Here is a 16,718-nt window from a genome sequence, read left to right as displayed (position 1 = left end):
GGCGTAAAGAATGAATACACAACAATTGGCAAAACTGCGTTACATCGTGCCCGAAATGCGTCGCGTTCGGCACATTCACTTTGTCGGCATCGGTGGTGCCGGTATGGGCGGTATTGCCGAAGTTCTGGCCAATGAAGGGTATCAGATCAGTGGTTCAGATTTAGCGCCAAATCCGGTCACGCAGCAGTTAATGAATCTGGGGGCGACGATTTACTTCAACCATCGCCCGGAAAATGTGCGCGACGCCAGCGTGGTCGTTGTTTCCAGTGCAATTTCTGCCGATAACCCGGAAATTGTTGCTGCCCATGAAGCGCGTATTCCGGTGATCCGTCGCGCGGAAATGCTGGCTGAGTTAATGCGTTTTCGTCATGGCATCGCCATTGCCGGAACGCACGGCAAAACGACAACCACCGCGATGGTTTCCAGCATCTATGCGGAAGCGGGTCTCGATCCAACTTTCGTTAACGGTGGGCTGGTAAAAGCGGCTGGCGTTCATGCACGTTTGGGGCATGGCCGCTACCTGATTGCCGAAGCGGATGAGAGCGATGCATCGTTCCTGCATCTGCAACCCATGGTGGCGATTGTCACCAATATCGAAGCCGACCATATGGATACCTACCAGGGCGACTTTGAGAATTTAAAACAGACCTTTATTAATTTTCTGCACAACCTGCCGTTTTATGGGCGTGCGGTAATGTGTGTTGACGATCCGGTGATCCGCGAATTGTTACCGCGCGTGGGGCGTCAGACCACAACTTACGGCTTCAGTGAAGATGCCGACGTGCGTGTAGAAGATTATCAGCAGATTGGTCCGCAGGGACACTTTACGCTGCTACGCCAGGACAAAGAGCCAATGCGCGTAACCCTGAATGCGCCTGGTCGTCATAATGCGCTGAACGCGGCGGCTGCGGTTGCGGTTGCTACGGAAGAGGGGATTGACGACGACGCTATTCTGCGTGCGCTGGAGAGCTTCCAGGGAACCGGTCGTCGCTTCGATTTCCTCGGTGAATTCCCGCTGGAGCCGGTCAACGGTAAAAGTGGTACAGCAATGCTGGTCGATGACTACGGTCACCACCCGACCGAAGTGGACGCCACCATTAAGGCGGCGCGTGCAGGCTGGCCGGATAAAAACCTGGTAATGCTGTTTCAGCCGCACCGTTTTACCCGTACGCGCGACCTGTATGATGATTTCGCCAATGTGCTGACGCAGGTTGATACCCTGTTGATGCTGGAAGTGTATCCGGCTGGCGAAGCGCCAATTCCGGGAGCGGACAGCCGTTCGCTGTGTCGCACGATTCGTGGACGTGGGAAAATTGACCCCATTCTGGTGCCGGACCCGGCGCAGGTAGCCGAGATGCTAGCACCGGTATTAACCGGTAACGACCTGATTCTCGTTCAGGGGGCTGGTAATATCGGAAAAATTGCCCGTTCTTTAGCTGAAATCAAACTGAAGCCGCAAACTCCGGAGGAAGAACAACATGACTGATAAAATCGCGGTTCTGTTGGGCGGAACCTCCGCAGAACGGGAAGTTTCTTTGAACTCTGGTGCCGCAGTGTTAGCCGGGCTGCGCGAAGGCGGCGTCGACGCGCATCCTGTCGACCCGAAAGAAGTTGACGTGACGCAACTGAAATCGATGGGATTTCAGAAAGTATTTATCGCTCTGCACGGGCGCGGCGGTGAAGACGGCACATTGCAGGGGATGCTTGAGCTGATGGGACTGCCTTATACCGGCAGCGGAGTGATGGCATCTGCGCTTTCAATGGATAAACTACGCAGCAAACTGCTGTGGCAAGGTGCTGGTTTACCCGTAGCGCCGTGGGTAGCGTTAACCCGCGCAGAGTTTGAAAAAGGCATTAGCGATAAGCAGTTAGCCGAAATTTCTGCTCTGGGTTTACCATTAATCGTTAAGCCGAGCCGCGAAGGTTCCAGCGTGGGAATGTCAAAAGTAGTAGCAGAAAATGCTCTACAAGATGCATTAAGATTGGCATTTCAGCACGATGAAGAAGTATTGATTGAAAAATGGCTAAGTGGGCCGGAGTTCACTGTTGCGATACTCGGTGAAGAAATTTTACCGTCAATACGTATTCAACCCGCCGGAACCTTCTATGATTATGAGGCGAAGTATCTCTCTGATGAGACACAGTATTTCTGCCCCGCAGGTTTAGACGCGGCACAAGAGGCCAATTTGCAGGCATTAGTGCTGAAAGCATGGACGACGTTAGGTTGCAAAGGATGGGGGCGTATTGATGTCATGCTGGACAGCGATGGACAGTTTTATCTGCTGGAAGCCAATACCTCTCCGGGTATGACCAGCCACAGTCTGGTGCCGATGGCGGCACGTCAGGCAGGCTTAAGCTTCTCGCAGTTGGTAGTACGAATTCTGGAACTGGCGGACTAATATGTCGCAGGCTGCTCTGAACACGCGAAACAGTGAAGAAGAAATTTCTTCTCACCGCAATAATGGAACGCGTCTGGCGGGGATACTTTTCCTGCTGACGGTTTTAACGACTGTGTTGGTGAGCGGCTGGGTCGTGTTGGGCTGGATGGAAGATGCGCAACGCCTGCCGCTCTCAAAGCTGGTGTTGACCGGTGAACGCCATTACACGCGTAATGACGATATCCGGCAGTCGATCCTGGCATTGGGTGAGCCGGGTACTTTTATGACTCAGGATGTCAACATCATCCAGACGCAAATTGAACAACGCCTGCCGTGGATTAAGCAGGTGAGCGTCAGAAAGCAGTGGCCTGATGAATTGAAGATTCATCTGGTTGAATATGTGCCGATTGCGCGGTGGAATGATCAACACATGGTAGACGCGGAAGGAAACACCTTCAGCGTGCCGCCAGATCGCACCAGCAAGCAGGTGCTTCCAATGCTGTATGGCCCGGAAGGCAGCGCCAATGAAGTGTTGCAGGGCTATCGCGAAATGGGGCAGATGCTGGCAAAGGACAGATTTACTCTGAAGGAAGCGGCGATGACCGCGCGGCGTTCCTGGCAGTTGACGCTGAATAACGATATTAAGCTCAACCTTGGCCGGGGCGATACGATGAAACGTTTGGCTCGCTTTGTAGAACTTTATCCGGTTTTACAGCAGCAGGCGCAAACCGATGGCAAACGGATTAGCTACGTTGATTTGCGTTATGACTCTGGAGCGGCAGTAGGCTGGGCGCCCTTGCCGCCGGAGGAATCTACTCAGCAACAAAATCAGGCACAGGCAGAACAACAATGATCAAGGCGACGGACAGAAAACTGGTAGTAGGACTGGAGATCGGCACCGCGAAGGTTGCCGCTTTAGTAGGGGAAGTTCTGCCCGACGGTATGGTCAATATCATTGGTGTGGGCAGCTGCCCGTCACGTGGTATGGATAAAGGCGGGGTTAACGACCTCGAATCTGTGGTCAAATGCGTACAACGCGCCATTGACCAGGCAGAATTAATGGCAGATTGCCAGATCTCTTCGGTATATCTGGCGCTTTCTGGTAAGCACATCAGCTGCCAGAATGAAATTGGTATGGTGCCCATTTCTGAAGAAGAAGTGACGCAAGAAGATGTGGAAAACGTCGTCCATACCGCGAAATCGGTGCGTGTGCGCGATGAACATCGTGTGCTGCATGTGATCCCGCAAGAATATGCGATTGACTATCAGGAAGGGATCAAAAATCCGGTAGGACTTTCGGGCGTGCGAATGCAGGCAAAAGTGCACCTGATCACATGTCACAACGATATGGCGAAAAACATCGTCAAAGCGGTTGAACGTTGTGGGCTGAAAGTTGACCAACTGATATTTGCCGGACTGGCATCAAGTTATTCGGTATTGACGGAAGACGAACGTGAACTGGGAGTCTGCGTCGTCGATATCGGTGGTGGTACAATGGATATCGCCGTTTATACCGGTGGGGCATTGCGCCACACCAAGGTAATTCCTTATGCTGGCAATGTGGTGACCAGTGATATCGCCTATGCCTTTGGCACGCCGCCAAGCGACGCCGAAGCGATTAAAGTTCGCCATGGCTGCGCGTTGGGTTCCATCGTCGGTAAAGATGAGAGCGTGGAAGTGCCGAGCGTAGGTGGGCGACCACCGCGTAGTCTGCAACGTCAGACGCTGGCGGAGGTGATTGAGCCACGGTATACCGAGTTGCTCAACCTGGTCAACGAAGAGATATTGCAGCTGCAGGAAAAGCTTCGCCAACAAGGCGTGAAACATCACCTGGCGGCGGGCATTGTATTAACCGGTGGCGCGGCGCAGATCGAAGGACTTGCCGCCTGCGCTCAGCGCGTGTTTCATACGCAGGTGCGTATTGGCGCGCCGCTGAATATCACCGGTTTAACTGATTATGCTCAGGAGCCGTATTACTCGACGGCTGTGGGATTGCTTCACTACGGGAAAGAGTCACATCTTAACGGTGAAGCGGAAGTAGAAAAACGTGTTACAGCATCAGTTGGCTCGTGGATCAAGCGACTCAATAGTTGGCTGCGAAAAGAGTTTTAATTTTTATGAGGTCGACGGTGATTACGGCCTCAGGCGACAGGCACATATCGGAGAGAAACTATGTTTGAACCAATGGAACTTACCAACGACGCGGTGATTAAAGTCATCGGCGTCGGCGGCGGCGGCGGTAATGCTGTTGAGCACATGGTGCGTGAGCGCATTGAAGGTGTTGAATTTTTCGCGGTAAATACCGATGCACAGGCGCTGCGTAAAACGGCGGTTGGGCAGACGATTCAGATCGGTAGTGGTATCACCAAAGGACTGGGCGCTGGCGCTAATCCAGAAGTTGGCCGTAATGCGGCTGATGAGGATCGCGATGCACTACGTGCGGCGCTGGAAGGTGCAGACATGGTATTTATTGCAGCAGGTATGGGGGGTGGTACTGGTACAGGTGCTGCGCCGGTCGTTGCTGAAGTGGCAAAAGATTTGGGTATCCTGACCGTTGCTGTCGTGACTAAGCCTTTCAACTTTGAAGGCAAGAAGCGTATGGCCTTCGCGGAGCAGGGGATCACTGAATTGTCCAAGCATGTGGACTCATTGATCACCATCCCGAACGACAAACTGCTGAAAGTGCTGGGTCGCGGTATCTCCCTGCTTGATGCGTTTGGCGCCGCGAACGATGTGCTGAAAGGCGCAGTTCAGGGTATCGCCGAACTGATTACTCGTCCGGGTCTGATGAACGTGGACTTTGCAGACGTACGTACCGTGATGTCTGAAATGGGCTACGCAATGATGGGTTCTGGCGTGGCGAGCGGTGAAGATCGTGCGGAAGAAGCGGCTGAAATGGCTATCTCTTCTCCATTGCTGGAAGACATCGACCTGTCTGGTGCGCGCGGCGTGCTGGTTAACATCACGGCGGGCTTCGACTTGCGTCTGGATGAGTTCGAAACCGTAGGTAACACCATCCGTGCATTTGCTTCGGATAACGCGACTGTGGTTATCGGTACTTCTCTTGACCCGGATATGAACGACGAACTGCGTGTAACCGTGGTTGCAACAGGTATCGGCATGGACAAACGTCCTGAAATCACTCTGGTGACCAATAAACAAGTTCAGCAGCCGGTGATGGATCGTTACCAGCAGCACGGTATGGCACCGCTGACGCAAGAGCAGAAACCGGTAGCTAAAGTGGTGAACGACAATACGCCGCAAACTGCGAAAGAGCCGGATTATCTGGATATCCCTGCTTTCCTGCGTAAGCAAGCTGACTAAGATTAAGCTGGAATTTGGGTTACCAGGCTCTTTGTGCTAAACTGGCCTGCCGAATGTATAGTACACTTCGGTTGGATAGGTAATTTGGCGAGATAATACGATGATCAAACAAAGGACACTTAAACGTATCGTTCAGGCGACGGGTGTCGGTTTACATACCGGCAAGAAAGTCACTCTGACGTTACGCCCTGCGCCGGCCAACACCGGGGTCATCTATCGTCGCACCGACTTGAATCCACCGGTAGATTTTCCGGCCGATGCCAAATCTGTGCGTGATACCATGCTCTGTACGTGTCTGGTCAACGAGCATGATGTACGGATTTCAACCGTTGAGCACCTGAATGCTGCGCTCGCGGGCTTAGGCATCGATAACATTGTTATCGAAGTTAACGCACCGGAAATCCCGATCATGGACGGTAGTGCCGCTCCGTTTGTTTACCTGCTGCTTGATGCGGGTATCGACGAGCTGAACTGCGCCAAGAAATTTGTTCGCATCAAAGAGACTGTTCGTGTCGAAGATGGCGATAAGTGGGCTGAATTTAAGCCATACAATGGTTTTTCGCTGGATTTCACCATCGATTTCAACCATCCGGCTATCGATTCCAGCAATCAACGTTATGCGATGAACTTCTCTGCTGATGCGTTTATGCGCCAGATCAGCCGTGCGCGTACGTTCGGTTTCATGCGTGATATCGAATACCTGCAGTCCCGTGGTTTGTGCCTGGGCGGCAGTTTCGATTGTGCCATCGTTGTTGACGATTATCGCGTACTGAACGAAGACGGTCTGCGTTTTGAAGACGAATTTGTTCGTCACAAAATGCTCGACGCGATCGGTGACTTGTTCATGTGTGGTCACAACATTATTGGTGCATTCACCGCTTATAAATCCGGTCATGCACTGAATAATAAATTGTTGCAGGCTGTCCTGGCAAAACAGGAAGCCTGGGAATATGTGACCTTCCAGGACGACGCAGAACTGCCGTTGGCCTTCAAAGCGCCTTCAGCCGTACTGGCATAACGACATTTATACTGTCGTATAAAATTCGACTGGCAAATCTGGCACTCTCTCCGGCCAGGTGAACCAGTCGTTTTTTTTGAGCTTTTATCAGAGCCGTAAGAAACGGTGCGAACGCTGTTTTCTTAAGCACTTTTACGCACAACTTATCTTCATTCCTGCTGTGGACTTCAGGCTTTAATGGTAAGATTTGTGCGCTAAAAACGTTTGAATACGATCGGGATGGCAATAACGTGAGTGGAATACTGACGCGCTGGCGACAGTTTGGTAAACGCTACTTCTGGCCGCATCTCTTGTTAGGGATGGTCGCGGCGAGTTTAGGTCTGCCTGCGCTCAGCAACGCCGCCGAACCAAATGCGCCCGCAAAAGCGACAACCCGCAACCACGAGCCTTCCGCCAAAGTTAACTTTGGTCAGTTGGCCTTGCTGGAAGCGAACACGCGCCGCCCGAACTCAAACTATTCTGTTGATTACTGGCATCAGCACGCAATTCGCACGGTAATCCGTCATCTTTCCTTCGCAATGGCACCGCAAACGCTGCCCGTTGCCGAAGAATCTTTGCCTCTTCAGGCGCAACATCTTGCTTTACTGGATACGCTCAGCGCGCTGCTGACCCAGGAAGGCACGCCGTCTGAAAATGATTATCGCATTGATTATGCGCATTTTACCCCACAAGCAACATTCAGCACGCCCGTCTGGATAAGCCTGGCGCAAGGCATCCGTGCTGGCCCTCAACGCCTCAGCTAACAACAATAAACCTTTATTTCATTTTATTAACTCCGCAACGCGGGGCGTTTGAGATTTTATTATGCTAATCAAATTATTAACTAAAGTTTTCGGTAGTCGTAACGATCGTACCCTGCGCCGGATGCGCAAAGTGGTGAACATCATCAATGCCATGGAACCGGAGATGGAAAAACTCTCCGACGAAGAACTGAAAGGGAAAACCGCAGAGTTCCGCGCGCGCCTGGAAAAAGGCGAAGTGCTGGAAAATCTGATCCCGGAAGCCTTCGCCGTCGTGCGTGAAGCAAGTAAGCGCGTCTTTGGTATGCGTCACTTCGATGTACAGTTGCTCGGCGGTATGGTTCTTAATGAACGTTGCATCGCGGAAATGCGTACTGGTGAAGGTAAAACTCTGACCGCAACGCTGCCTGCTTACCTGAACGCATTAACCGGTAAAGGTGTGCACGTTGTTACCGTCAACGACTACCTGGCGCAACGTGACGCCGAAAACAACCGTCCGCTGTTTGAATTTCTCGGCCTGACCGTCGGCGTCAACCTGCCGGGAATGCCTGCGCCGGCAAAGCGTGAGGCTTACGCGGCTGACATCACTTACGGTACGAACAATGAATACGGCTTTGACTACCTGCGCGACAACATGGCGTTCAGCCCTGAAGAACGTGTACAGCGTAAACTGCACTATGCGCTGGTGGACGAAGTGGACTCCATCCTGATCGATGAAGCGCGTACACCGCTAATTATTTCCGGCCCGGCTGAAGACAGCTCGGAAATGTATAAACGTGTGAATAAAATCATTCCGCACCTGATCCGTCAGGAAAAAGAAGACTCCGAAACCTTCCAGGGTGAAGGCCACTTCTCGGTTGATGAAAAATCTCGCCAGGTGAACCTGACCGAACGTGGTCTGGTGCTGATTGAAGAACTGCTGGTGAAAGAAGGCATCATGGATGAAGGGGAGTCGCTGTACTCTCCGGCCAACATCATGCTGATGCATCACGTAACGGCGGCGCTGCGCGCTCATGCGCTGTTTACTCGCGACGTCGATTACATCGTTAAAGATGGCGAAGTTATCATCGTTGACGAACACACCGGTCGTACCATGCAGGGGCGTCGCTGGTCCGATGGTCTGCACCAGGCTGTTGAAGCTAAAGAAGGTGTGCAGATCCAGAACGAAAACCAGACGCTGGCTTCTATCACCTTCCAGAACTACTTCCGTTTGTATGAAAAACTGGCGGGGATGACCGGTACTGCTGATACCGAAGCATTCGAATTCAGCTCAATTTACAAGCTGGATACCGTCGTCGTTCCGACCAACCGTCCGATGATTCGTAAAGATTTGCCAGACCTGGTCTACATGACCGAAGCAGAAAAAATTCAGGCGATCATTGAAGATATCAAAGAACGTACTGCGAAAGGTCAGCCGGTGCTGGTGGGTACTATCTCCATCGAAAAATCGGAGCTGGTGTCAAATGAGCTGACCAAAGCCGGTATCAAACACAACGTCCTCAACGCCAAATTCCACGCCAACGAAGCGGCGATTGTTGCTCAGGCAGGTTATCCGGCAGCGGTGACCATCGCGACCAACATGGCGGGTCGTGGTACTGACATTGTGCTTGGTGGTAGCTGGCAGGCAGAAGTTGCCGCGCTGGAAAATCCGACCGCAGAGCAAATTGAAAAAATTAAAGCCGACTGGCAGGTACGTCACGATGCGGTACTGGCAGCAGGTGGCCTGCATATCATCGGCACCGAACGTCACGAATCTCGTCGTATCGATAATCAGTTGCGCGGTCGTTCTGGTCGTCAGGGGGATGCTGGTTCTTCCCGTTTCTACCTGTCGATGGAAGATGCGCTGATGCGTATTTTTGCTTCCGACCGAGTATCCGGCATGATGCGTAAACTGGGTATGAAACCAGGCGAAGCCATTGAGCACCCGTGGGTGACCAAAGCGATTGCCAACGCCCAGCGTAAAGTTGAAAGCCGTAACTTCGATATTCGTAAGCAACTGCTGGAATATGATGACGTGGCTAACGACCAGCGTCGCGCCATTTACTCCCAGCGTAACGAACTGCTGGATGTTAGCGATGTGAGCGAAACCATCAACAGCATTCGTGAAGATGTGTTCAAAGCGACCATCGATGCCTACATTCCGCCACAGTCACTGGAAGAAATGTGGGATATTCCGGGTCTGCAGGAACGTCTGAAAAACGATTTCGACCTCGATTTGCCGATTGCCGAGTGGCTGGACAAAGAGCCTGAACTGCATGAAGAGACGCTGCGTGAGCGTATTCTGGCGCAGTCTATCGAAGTGTATCAGCGTAAAGAAGAAGTGGTTGGTGCTGAGATGATGCGTCACTTCGAGAAAGGCGTCATGCTGCAAACGCTTGACTCCCTGTGGAAAGAGCACCTGGCAGCGATGGACTATCTGCGTCAGGGTATCCACCTGCGTGGCTATGCACAGAAAGATCCGAAGCAGGAATACAAACGTGAATCGTTCTCCATGTTTGCAGCGATGCTGGAGTCGTTGAAATATGAAGTTATCAGCACGCTGAGCAAAGTCCAGGTACGTATGCCTGAAGAGGTTGAGGAGCTGGAACAACAGCGTCGTATGGAAGCCGAGCGTTTAGCGCAAATGCAGCAGCTTAGCCATCAGGATGACGACTCTGCAGCCGCAGCGGCACTGGCGGCGCAAACCGGTGAGCGCAAAGTAGGACGTAACGATCCTTGCCCGTGCGGTTCTGGTAAAAAATACAAGCAGTGCCATGGTCGCCTGCAATAAAAGCTAACTGTTGAAATAAAAGGCGCAGGATTCTGCGCCTTTTTTATAGGTTTAAGACAATGAAAAAACTGCAAATTGCGGTGGGTATTATTCGCAACGAGAACAATGAAATTTTTATTACTCGTCGTGCCGCAGATGCGCACATGGCGAATAAACTGGAGTTTCCAGGCGGTAAAATTGAAATGGGCGAAACACCGGAACGAGCGGTGGTGCGTGAACTTCAGGAAGAAGTCGGGATTACCCCGCAACATTTTTATCTATTTGAAAAGCTGGAATATGAATTCCCGGACAGGCATATAACTCTGTGGTTCTGGCTGGTCGAAAGCTGGGAAGGGGAGCCGTGGGGTAAAGAAGGGCAACCCGGTAAGTGGATGTCGCTGGTCGGTCTGAATGCCGATGATTTTCCGCCAGCCAATGAACCGGTAATTGCGAAGCTTAAGCGTCTGTAGGTCGGACAAGGCGTTTACGCCGCATCCGACATTTGCGCAAGATGCCTGATGCGACGCTGACCGCGTCTAATCAGGCCTACGTGCGGCATCAGACAAAATGTCACTGCTTTGGCTCTTCGCTCCAGTCATCACTCTCAGAAAGATCACCGCTGCTGGGGATTCGTTTTTCTTCAGCAGCCCATTCTCCGAGGTCGATCAGTTGACAACGTTTGCAACAAAATGGCCGAAACGGGCTGACTTCACCCCAAACCACCGTTTTCCCGCAGGTAGGGCAATTCACCGTAATAGTTTCTGACATTTTTACTCCTTAGCAACAGGCCAGTTCGAAATCCAGACGTTCCGGTACTTGTCCATTTTCACTGTCCAGCGGCATAAAACGAATCGCAAAACGGCTTTTATGACCGGAAATTTGCGGATAAAGCTGTGAATCGAGCGCCAGATTCAGGCGCAGCAAATCGGCATCGTCACCATTATCCTGATAAAAACCATTCAGGCTGGTTTGTTTGCGGAAGGGGGCAGACTGGCGAATTAAATCAAGCACCATGGTAAGTGCTTGGGTGAGCGGGTTCAGGCTGGCAATCCAGGTTTCTACCTGGCTGTCGCGTTGTGACTGGGGTAAATGCAGCCAGATATGCAAAGTGGGCAAATCAAAGCTACAACAGCCGCCAGGGATGCTCAGACGCTGACGCACTAAGGCAATCAGCCTGTCTTCACGTAGAAATTGCCCGATACGCGGCGCGGAAATCAACACGCTACCCGCTGTTTTTAACTGCTGAATTAATGCTTCAATACGGCTCTGATCAACGCCTGGCACGCCAATCCAGGTCTGGAGTTTACGTTGCTGGCGGTCAAGCTCTTTCAACAGCTCAGTGCGCACTTCTCCGCGCTCGAAAACATCCAGCAATTCGCTGACATTACGGAAGAAATGCAGGGCGCCAGCGTAGTCAACGATGGGTAAATTTACGGTGAGTTGTTGAATTAAAAACTCAATGCGCAGCCATGTACGCATTTTTTCATTTAGTGGATGTTCAAAAAGGACCTGGGTCTGCATTACGGTTTTTCCTGTGAGACAAACTGCGACGCAAGCTGCAAATAGTGTGCGTGCAGGCGGGCAACATCCGATGCAATAGCATCCGGTGCGCCGTTATTATCAATGACGTCATCTGCCACGGCAAGACGGGCTTCGCGCGTTGCCTGGGCAGCAAGAATTTGTTCGACATGCTCGCGAGTAACATCATCGCGCTGCATGGTGCGCTTAAGTTGCGTTTCTGGGCTGACATCCACCACCAGCACACGATTCGCTTTTTTATACAGTGAGTTTTCTACCAGCAATGGCACAACCCACAGTATATAGGGAGAAGTTGCCTGCTGGATCTGACGTTGCGTCTCCTGCTGAATCAGCGGATGCAGCAGGGCGTTAAGCCAGTTTTTCTCTTCCGGGTTAGCGAAGATCCGCTCGCGCAAGACCCTGCGCTGCAATGACCCATCAGCAGCAATCATGTCAGCGCCAAAGTGTTCAGCAATGGCACGTAGCGCAGGTGCACCTGGTTCAACCACCTGACGCGCAATAATATCGGCATCAATGACGTTAATTCCGAGGTCTGCAAACGCATTTGCAACGGTACTCTTGCCACTGCCAATGCCTCCCGTTAAGGCAACTATATACCTCATAATTTATATTCCCGGGAATTCATCATGATTATCAAAATGTTAAAAATGAGCGTACAAAAGCGAAATTGATGGAACATTCGCTCATTATTTACCAGGTAAATTTATGGGATTGTAGCGTAAAAAAAGACAATTTCGCAGTCTTGCGCCACATCGATTAGTGCGTATGATAGCGTCACTGGAGTTGCGCTCTTATCCTTATAGCCATTAACCCCAGGAATCCGCACATGCGTATTGAAGAAGATCTGAAGTTAGGTTTTAAAGACGTCCTCATCCGTCCTAAACGTTCTACTCTTAAAAGTCGTTCCGATGTTGAACTGGAACGTCAATTCACCTTCAAACATTCAGGTCAGAGCTGGTCCGGCGTGCCGATTATCGCCGCGAATATGGACACCGTAGGCACTTTTTCCATGGCCTCTGCGCTGGCTTCTTTTGATATTCTGACTGCTGTGCATAAACACTATTCTGTCGAAGAGTGGCAAGCGTTTATCAACAATTCTTCCGCTGATGTGCTGAAACATGTGATGGTTTCTACCGGCACGTCTGATGCGGATTTCGAAAAAACCAAACAAATTCTCGACCTGAACCCGGCATTAAACTTCGTTTGTATTGATGTGGCAAATGGTTATTCCGAACACTTCGTGCAGTTCGTTGCGAAAGCGCGTGAAGCGTGGCCGACCAAAACCATTTGTGCTGGCAACGTAGTGACTGGTGAAATGTGTGAGGAGCTTATCCTCTCCGGTGCTGATATCGTTAAAGTTGGTATTGGCCCAGGTTCTGTCTGTACAACTCGCGTCAAAACAGGCGTCGGTTATCCGCAACTTTCTGCGGTAATCGAATGTGCCGATGCCGCGCACGGTCTGGGCGGGATGATCGTCAGCGATGGTGGCTGCACCACACCGGGCGATGTCGCGAAAGCCTTTGGCGGCGGTGCTGATTTCGTGATGCTCGGTGGTATGCTGGCAGGCCACGAAGAGAGCGGTGGTCGCATTGTTGAAGAGAACGGCGAGAAATTTATGCTGTTCTACGGCATGAGCTCCGAGTCTGCGATGAAACGCCACGTTGGCGGCGTTGCGGAATATCGCGCTGCAGAAGGTAAAACCGTTAAGCTGCCGCTGCGTGGCCCGGTTGAAAATACCGCGCGTGATATTTTAGGCGGTCTGCGTTCAGCTTGTACATACGTTGGGGCTTCACGCCTGAAAGAGCTGACCAAGCGCACCACGTTTATCCGTGTGCAGGAACAAGAAAACCGCATCTTCAATAACCTGTAATCTCCCAATGCTGGCGTGGATCACCACGCCAGCGTTATCCCATCCCACTCATCGCATCGCCTAAATGGAAAATTGGCAGATACATTGCCACCACCAGTGTACCGATAATTCCTCCTGTAATAACCAGCAACGCCGGTTCCAGTAAGGCTGCAAGATTATCTGCCAGCGCCAGCGTGTTATCCCGATGATGGTGAGCGAGGTTATCTAACATGAGATCCAGCGAGCCGGATGCCTCTCCTGTTCTCACTAATTGCAAACAGAGTGGGCTAAACTCACCGGCATTTTTTAGCGCCAGCCAGATAGGCTGACCGTTACTGATATCGTGCTGGATTTGTGTCAGAAGTTGCGCCCAGTACGGGCAGCGCATTGTTTCTCTGACGCTCTCAATCCCTTGTAAAAAAGTAATCCCTGCACTTTGTGTCAGCGCCAGAATCGTAAAAATCTGCGTGAGTTTTTGTCCCCGCATCAGGGAACCCATAATTGGGATGCGTAACAGCAATTTCTGTCGCACGATAAGCCAGGTCGGGCGGCGTATCAGCAACTTATTAGCTATTGCCAGCAGAAAGCCGAACAACACCAGCAGCCAGCCCCATTCACCACTAAAATCTGCCAGCGTCATGATCCCCTGCGTTAGCGCCGGTAACGGGGTATTAAAGGTCCTATAGATAGCGGCAAACTCCGGCAGAACAAAATGCAGCATTGCCACAACCACCATGATTGCCATCGCTAAAATGATGATGGGATAGCGCAATGCTGATTTCACTTTGTCGGCCAGCTGTCGCTGGGCTTTTTGCTGACGAGCCAGTTCAAAACAGCATTCATCCAGCTTACCGGTCAGTTCACCCGTGCGGATCATCGCCTGATAGAGCGGCGGAAATACCTCTGACCAGGGTAATAAGGCATAGGAAAAAGCAATGCCCTGTTCGAGATCGTGCGCCAGCGATTGCAGCAATGCTTGCCATTGCTTACTGGGATGCTGTTCCGCCAGCAGAGCCAGCCCTTCAGAAAGCGTCAACCCGGCTTTGAGTAGCGTCGCCAGTTGATGAATGACTTCCGCGCTTTTATCTCCTCGCCACTGCGCAGAATTGATGGCGATTCGCTTCAGGTTAAGTGGGGTAACCATCTGTTGCTGTAGTGCAATAAGCAGCAAAGCACGGCTCTCTGCCCATAGCATCCCATCTTGCGTATTGCCGTCGCCGGTTATGCCATGCCAGCGCCAGAGTTGCTTACTCGCCATGCGGCATCCCCAATACGCGGATTAACTCTTCAAAGGTGGTTAAGCCTTGCTCCACGGCCAGGCAGCCGTTTTCAAAAAGCGTGCGCATTCCCGCCTGTCGGGCGTGCGTTTCCAGCGATTCAACGTCGGTATTAGCGGCAATAAGCTGACGTATAATCGGTGTTATGGGCAAAACTTCAAACAAGGCCGTGCGACCATAAAAACCGAGGTAGCAATGTTCACAACCGGGTGCTTGCCAGCGGGGCAGCGGCGATAGCCATACATTGTCGGGAATATGGATAGGCTCCCCTTGCTGCCGGCGACAATGTGGGCAAAGTTTGCGTACCAGACGCTGGGCTATTACCAGCGTGAGCGCCGACGAGAGCATCCAGCGGGCGACCCCCATTTGCTGTAAACGCACCAGCGTTTCGCAGGTGGAATTAGTGTGTAGCGTGGACAATACCAGATGACCCGTTTGCGCGGCTTTAATAGCGATTTCTGCCGTTTCGCCATCGCGGATCTCTCCGATCATGATGACGTCAGGATCCTGGCGCAATAACGCACGCAAAACGCCCTGAAAGGTGAGCCCGGCACGCGGATGTATTTGCGTCTGGTTTAGCCCGGCGATGGGGATCTCAACCGGATCTTCGACGCTACAAATATTAATGTCAGCGGTATTCAGCGTTTGCAGGGCACTATAAAGCGTGACCGTTTTGCCGCTTCCGGTAGGGCCAGTTACCAGCACCAGTCCCTGTGGTTGCTGTAGGGCATGAGCAAAGTCCGCCAGTTGTAACGGCTGCATTCCCAGCGTGTTGACATCCAGCGCCTGGTTCACCTGCTGTAACAACCGTAATACCACCTTTTCACCGCCCCGACATGGCAAGGTCGCAATACGAAATGAGACGGTGTTCCCTGCCAGTTCGACAGTGAATTGCCCGTCCTGCGGCAGGCGATGTTCCGCAATATCCAGGCTTCCCAGCACTTTTAATCTGGCGGTTAATGCCACTCCGATATCCAGCGGAATGTCCGGCAAAGGATGCAGTACACCGTCGATACGCAGGCGGATACGGTATCCATTGTCTGCTGGTTCGATATGAATATCAGACGCGCGTTGTTCCAGCGCAGATTGTAACGTTTGGGCCAGCAACTCTGCTCTGGGCTGATGCTTCTCCTGAACGGCTAAGGGCAACGTTTGTTGTACGCGACTGGCGTGACCTTCCATCTGCTGGCGCGTCCAGCAGGTGATCTCAATGCGTTTAGTGGTGGCAAAATGTAAGGCGTCGAGGAATTCATGCGAAGGCGCATCGACCACCGCCACATGAACCACCTCTTCGCTGGCATCCAGCAAGACTCCCTGATAACGCAGACACAGGGCGGTGAGCTGTGAAATATTCATGGCCGCTCCTTAGTTAGCGTCATCAAAGCGGAAGACATCTTCGCAGGCTTGCTGCAACGCGCTGTCACTTTGAATATTGCAGTTGCGCGTCCAGCCGGTGACGCCGTTTGCGTTATTCCAACCCGGTGTCATGACGACGCTTAGCCCATTGAGACTTTCTTGCCCGGTCAGCGACACCACGCCCTTTGCCACACTCATGGCTGAAACATAGCGGGTGGTGGTAGGCGAGGGAATGCCATTACTGCCACCGTCGCAGGTATCTATTCCACCATGTTCCAGCGCGCACAACTCTACGGCGGTACGGTAAGGCACAAAGGTTTGTAGCATGTCGGTGAGTGCGGCTTTGCGCAGGTAGTTTTGATAAGCGGGAATGCCGATGGCGCTTAAAATGGCAATGATGCCAATAACCACCATCAGTTCGATAAGTGTAAAACCGCGTTGCTTGTCCATCTGTTTTGCTCCTTGATTTCGTTGGCGCTACTTTGGCA

At 52.0% G+C, this 16,718-nt stretch carries 16 protein-coding genes; 10 read left to right on the top strand and 6 right to left on the bottom strand.

The features are described 5' to 3' along the window. The first annotated feature begins 10 nt into the window (after nucleotides 1-10). The 9 genes from murC to mutT all read left to right on the top strand — a co-directional run bounded on the left by murC (nucleotide 11) and on the right by mutT (nucleotide 10,679). Entirely contained in the window at nucleotides 11-1,486 is a 1,476-nt protein-coding gene (gene murC / locus A7Z29_RS09460) for a UDP-N-acetylmuramate--L-alanine ligase (RefSeq protein WP_001096083.1), read from the top strand. Further along, entirely contained in the window at nucleotides 1,479-2,399 is a 921-nt protein-coding gene (gene ddlB / locus A7Z29_RS09455; RefSeq protein WP_032224424.1) for a D-alanine--D-alanine ligase, read from the top strand. Before murC ends, ddlB begins: the two co-directional genes overlap by 8 nt. 1 nt (nucleotide 2,400) lies before the next feature. Continuing rightward, entirely contained in the window at nucleotides 2,401-3,231 is an 831-nt protein-coding gene (ftsQ, locus tag A7Z29_RS09450) for a cell division protein FtsQ (RefSeq protein WP_000075731.1), read from the top strand. Further along, the gene (gene ftsA, locus A7Z29_RS09445) at nucleotides 3,228-4,490 is read left to right on the top strand and encodes a cell division protein FtsA (protein ID WP_000588474.1); all 1,263 of its coding nucleotides are present in this window, start codon (nucleotides 3,228-3,230) and stop codon (nucleotides 4,488-4,490) included. The genes ftsQ and ftsA overlap by 4 nt, the downstream gene beginning before the upstream one ends. A gap of 60 nt (nucleotides 4,491-4,550) precedes the next feature. After that, entirely contained in the window at nucleotides 4,551-5,702 is a 1,152-nt protein-coding gene (gene ftsZ, locus A7Z29_RS09440) for a cell division protein FtsZ (protein WP_000462777.1), read from the top strand. A gap of 100 nt (nucleotides 5,703-5,802) precedes the next feature. After that, nucleotides 5,803-6,720: a UDP-3-O-acyl-N-acetylglucosamine deacetylase gene (gene lpxC / locus A7Z29_RS09435; protein WP_000595482.1), complete on the top strand. Its 918-nt coding sequence runs from the start codon at nucleotides 5,803-5,805 to the stop codon at nucleotides 6,718-6,720. A gap of 230 nt (nucleotides 6,721-6,950) precedes the next feature. After that, the gene (gene secM, locus A7Z29_RS09430) at nucleotides 6,951-7,463 is read left to right on the top strand and encodes a secA translation cis-regulator SecM (protein WP_000014323.1); all 513 of its coding nucleotides are present in this window, start codon (nucleotides 6,951-6,953) and stop codon (nucleotides 7,461-7,463) included. Nucleotides 7,464-7,524: 61 nt separating this feature from the next. After that, on the top strand, nucleotides 7,525-10,230 hold the full coding sequence (gene secA, locus A7Z29_RS09425; RefSeq protein ID WP_000905801.1) for a preprotein translocase subunit SecA: 2,706 nt from the start codon (nucleotides 7,525-7,527) through the stop codon (nucleotides 10,228-10,230). Between the two features lie 59 nt (nucleotides 10,231-10,289). Continuing rightward, nucleotides 10,290-10,679 (top strand): 8-oxo-dGTP diphosphatase MutT, encoded by a 390-nt coding sequence (gene mutT / locus A7Z29_RS09420; protein WP_000736036.1) that lies wholly within the window; start codon nucleotides 10,290-10,292, stop codon nucleotides 10,677-10,679. A gap of 100 nt (nucleotides 10,680-10,779) precedes the next feature. On the opposite strand, the gene yacG is transcribed toward mutT, so the two are convergent. The 3 genes from yacG to coaE are packed head-to-tail and all read right to left on the bottom strand — an operon-like array spanning nucleotide 10,780 to nucleotide 12,350. After that, nucleotides 10,780-10,977 carry a DNA gyrase inhibitor YacG gene (yacG, locus tag A7Z29_RS09415; RefSeq protein ID WP_000005045.1) on the bottom strand — a complete coding sequence of 66 codons (198 nt, stop codon included), beginning with the start codon at nucleotides 10,975-10,977 and terminating at the stop codon, nucleotides 10,780-10,782. A 9-nt stretch (nucleotides 10,978-10,986) separates the two neighbouring features. Then, entirely contained in the window at nucleotides 10,987-11,730 is a 744-nt protein-coding gene (gene zapD, locus A7Z29_RS09410; RefSeq protein ID WP_001194742.1) for a cell division protein ZapD, read from the bottom strand. Next, complete coding sequence (gene coaE, locus A7Z29_RS09405; RefSeq protein ID WP_001269534.1) at nucleotides 11,730-12,350, bottom strand: dephospho-CoA kinase; 621 nt, start codon at nucleotides 12,348-12,350, stop codon at nucleotides 11,730-11,732. The genes zapD and coaE overlap by 1 nt, the downstream gene beginning before the upstream one ends. Nucleotides 12,351-12,574: 224 nt before the next feature. On the opposite strand from coaE, the gene guaC reads away from it, so the two are divergent. Further along, nucleotides 12,575-13,618, top strand: coding sequence for a GMP reductase (gene guaC, locus A7Z29_RS09400; protein WP_001217338.1), 1,044 nt, complete (start codon nucleotides 12,575-12,577; stop codon nucleotides 13,616-13,618). Between the two features lie 34 nt (nucleotides 13,619-13,652). Here guaC and hofC read toward each other — a convergent pair whose 3' ends face one another. Genes hofC through ppdD form a run of 3 tightly spaced genes read right to left on the bottom strand, consistent with a single transcriptional unit; the run spans nucleotide 13,653 to nucleotide 16,680 of the window. Beyond that, complete coding sequence (gene hofC, locus A7Z29_RS09395) at nucleotides 13,653-14,855, bottom strand: protein transport protein HofC (protein WP_105290131.1); 1,203 nt, start codon at nucleotides 14,853-14,855, stop codon at nucleotides 13,653-13,655. After that, nucleotides 14,845-16,230, bottom strand: a complete 1,386-nt coding sequence (gene gspE / locus A7Z29_RS09390) for a type II secretion system protein GspE (protein ID WP_085460324.1) — start codon at nucleotides 16,228-16,230, stop codon at nucleotides 14,845-14,847. The genes hofC and gspE overlap by 11 nt, the downstream gene beginning before the upstream one ends. Nucleotides 16,231-16,239: 9 nt before the next feature. Then, on the bottom strand, nucleotides 16,240-16,680 hold the full coding sequence (gene ppdD / locus A7Z29_RS09385; protein WP_000360890.1) for a prepilin peptidase-dependent pilin: 441 nt from the start codon (nucleotides 16,678-16,680) through the stop codon (nucleotides 16,240-16,242). Nucleotides 16,681-16,718: the final 38 nt, after the last annotated feature.

Source organism: Escherichia sp. MOD1-EC6842, assembly GCF_002965705.1.
Taxonomy (GTDB): Bacteria; Pseudomonadota; Gammaproteobacteria; order Enterobacterales; family Enterobacteriaceae; genus Escherichia; species Escherichia ruysiae.
Note: the sequence above shows the minus strand (reverse complement) of the source record. Positions and strands in the feature narration are given on the sequence as shown.

Bases quoted from the DNA above. Each gene is read 5' to 3' on its own strand.
- ddlB (WP_032224424.1), top strand. From the start codon at position 1,479: ATGACTGATAAAATCGCGGTTCTGTTGGGCGGAACCTCCGCAGAACGG.
- ftsZ (WP_000462777.1), top strand. From the start codon at position 4,551: ATGTTTGAACCAATGGAACTTACCAACGACGCGGTGATTAAAGTCATC.
- ftsQ (WP_000075731.1), top strand. From the start codon at position 2,401: ATGTCGCAGGCTGCTCTGAACACGCGAAACAGTGAAGAAGAAATTTCT.
- secA (WP_000905801.1), top strand. From the start codon at position 7,525: ATGCTAATCAAATTATTAACTAAAGTTTTCGGTAGTCGTAACGATCGT.
- coaE (WP_001269534.1), bottom strand. From the start codon at position 12,350: ATGAGGTATATAGTTGCCTTAACGGGAGGCATTGGCAGTGGCAAGAGT.
- mutT (WP_000736036.1), top strand. From the start codon at position 10,290: ATGAAAAAACTGCAAATTGCGGTGGGTATTATTCGCAACGAGAACAAT.
- murC (WP_001096083.1), top strand. From the start codon at position 11: ATGAATACACAACAATTGGCAAAACTGCGTTACATCGTGCCCGAAATG.
- ppdD (WP_000360890.1), bottom strand. From the start codon at position 16,680: ATGGACAAGCAACGCGGTTTTACACTTATCGAACTGATGGTGGTTATT.
- hofC (WP_105290131.1), bottom strand. From the start codon at position 14,855: ATGGCGAGTAAGCAACTCTGGCGCTGGCATGGCATAACCGGCGACGGC.
- yacG (WP_000005045.1), bottom strand. From the start codon at position 10,977: ATGTCAGAAACTATTACGGTGAATTGCCCTACCTGCGGGAAAACGGTG.
- guaC (WP_001217338.1), top strand. From the start codon at position 12,575: ATGCGTATTGAAGAAGATCTGAAGTTAGGTTTTAAAGACGTCCTCATC.
- gspE (WP_085460324.1), bottom strand. From the start codon at position 16,230: ATGAATATTTCACAGCTCACCGCCCTGTGTCTGCGTTATCAGGGAGTC.
- lpxC (WP_000595482.1), top strand. From the start codon at position 5,803: ATGATCAAACAAAGGACACTTAAACGTATCGTTCAGGCGACGGGTGTC.
- ftsA (WP_000588474.1), top strand. From the start codon at position 3,228: ATGATCAAGGCGACGGACAGAAAACTGGTAGTAGGACTGGAGATCGGC.
- zapD (WP_001194742.1), bottom strand. From the start codon at position 11,730: ATGCAGACCCAGGTCCTTTTTGAACATCCACTAAATGAAAAAATGCGT.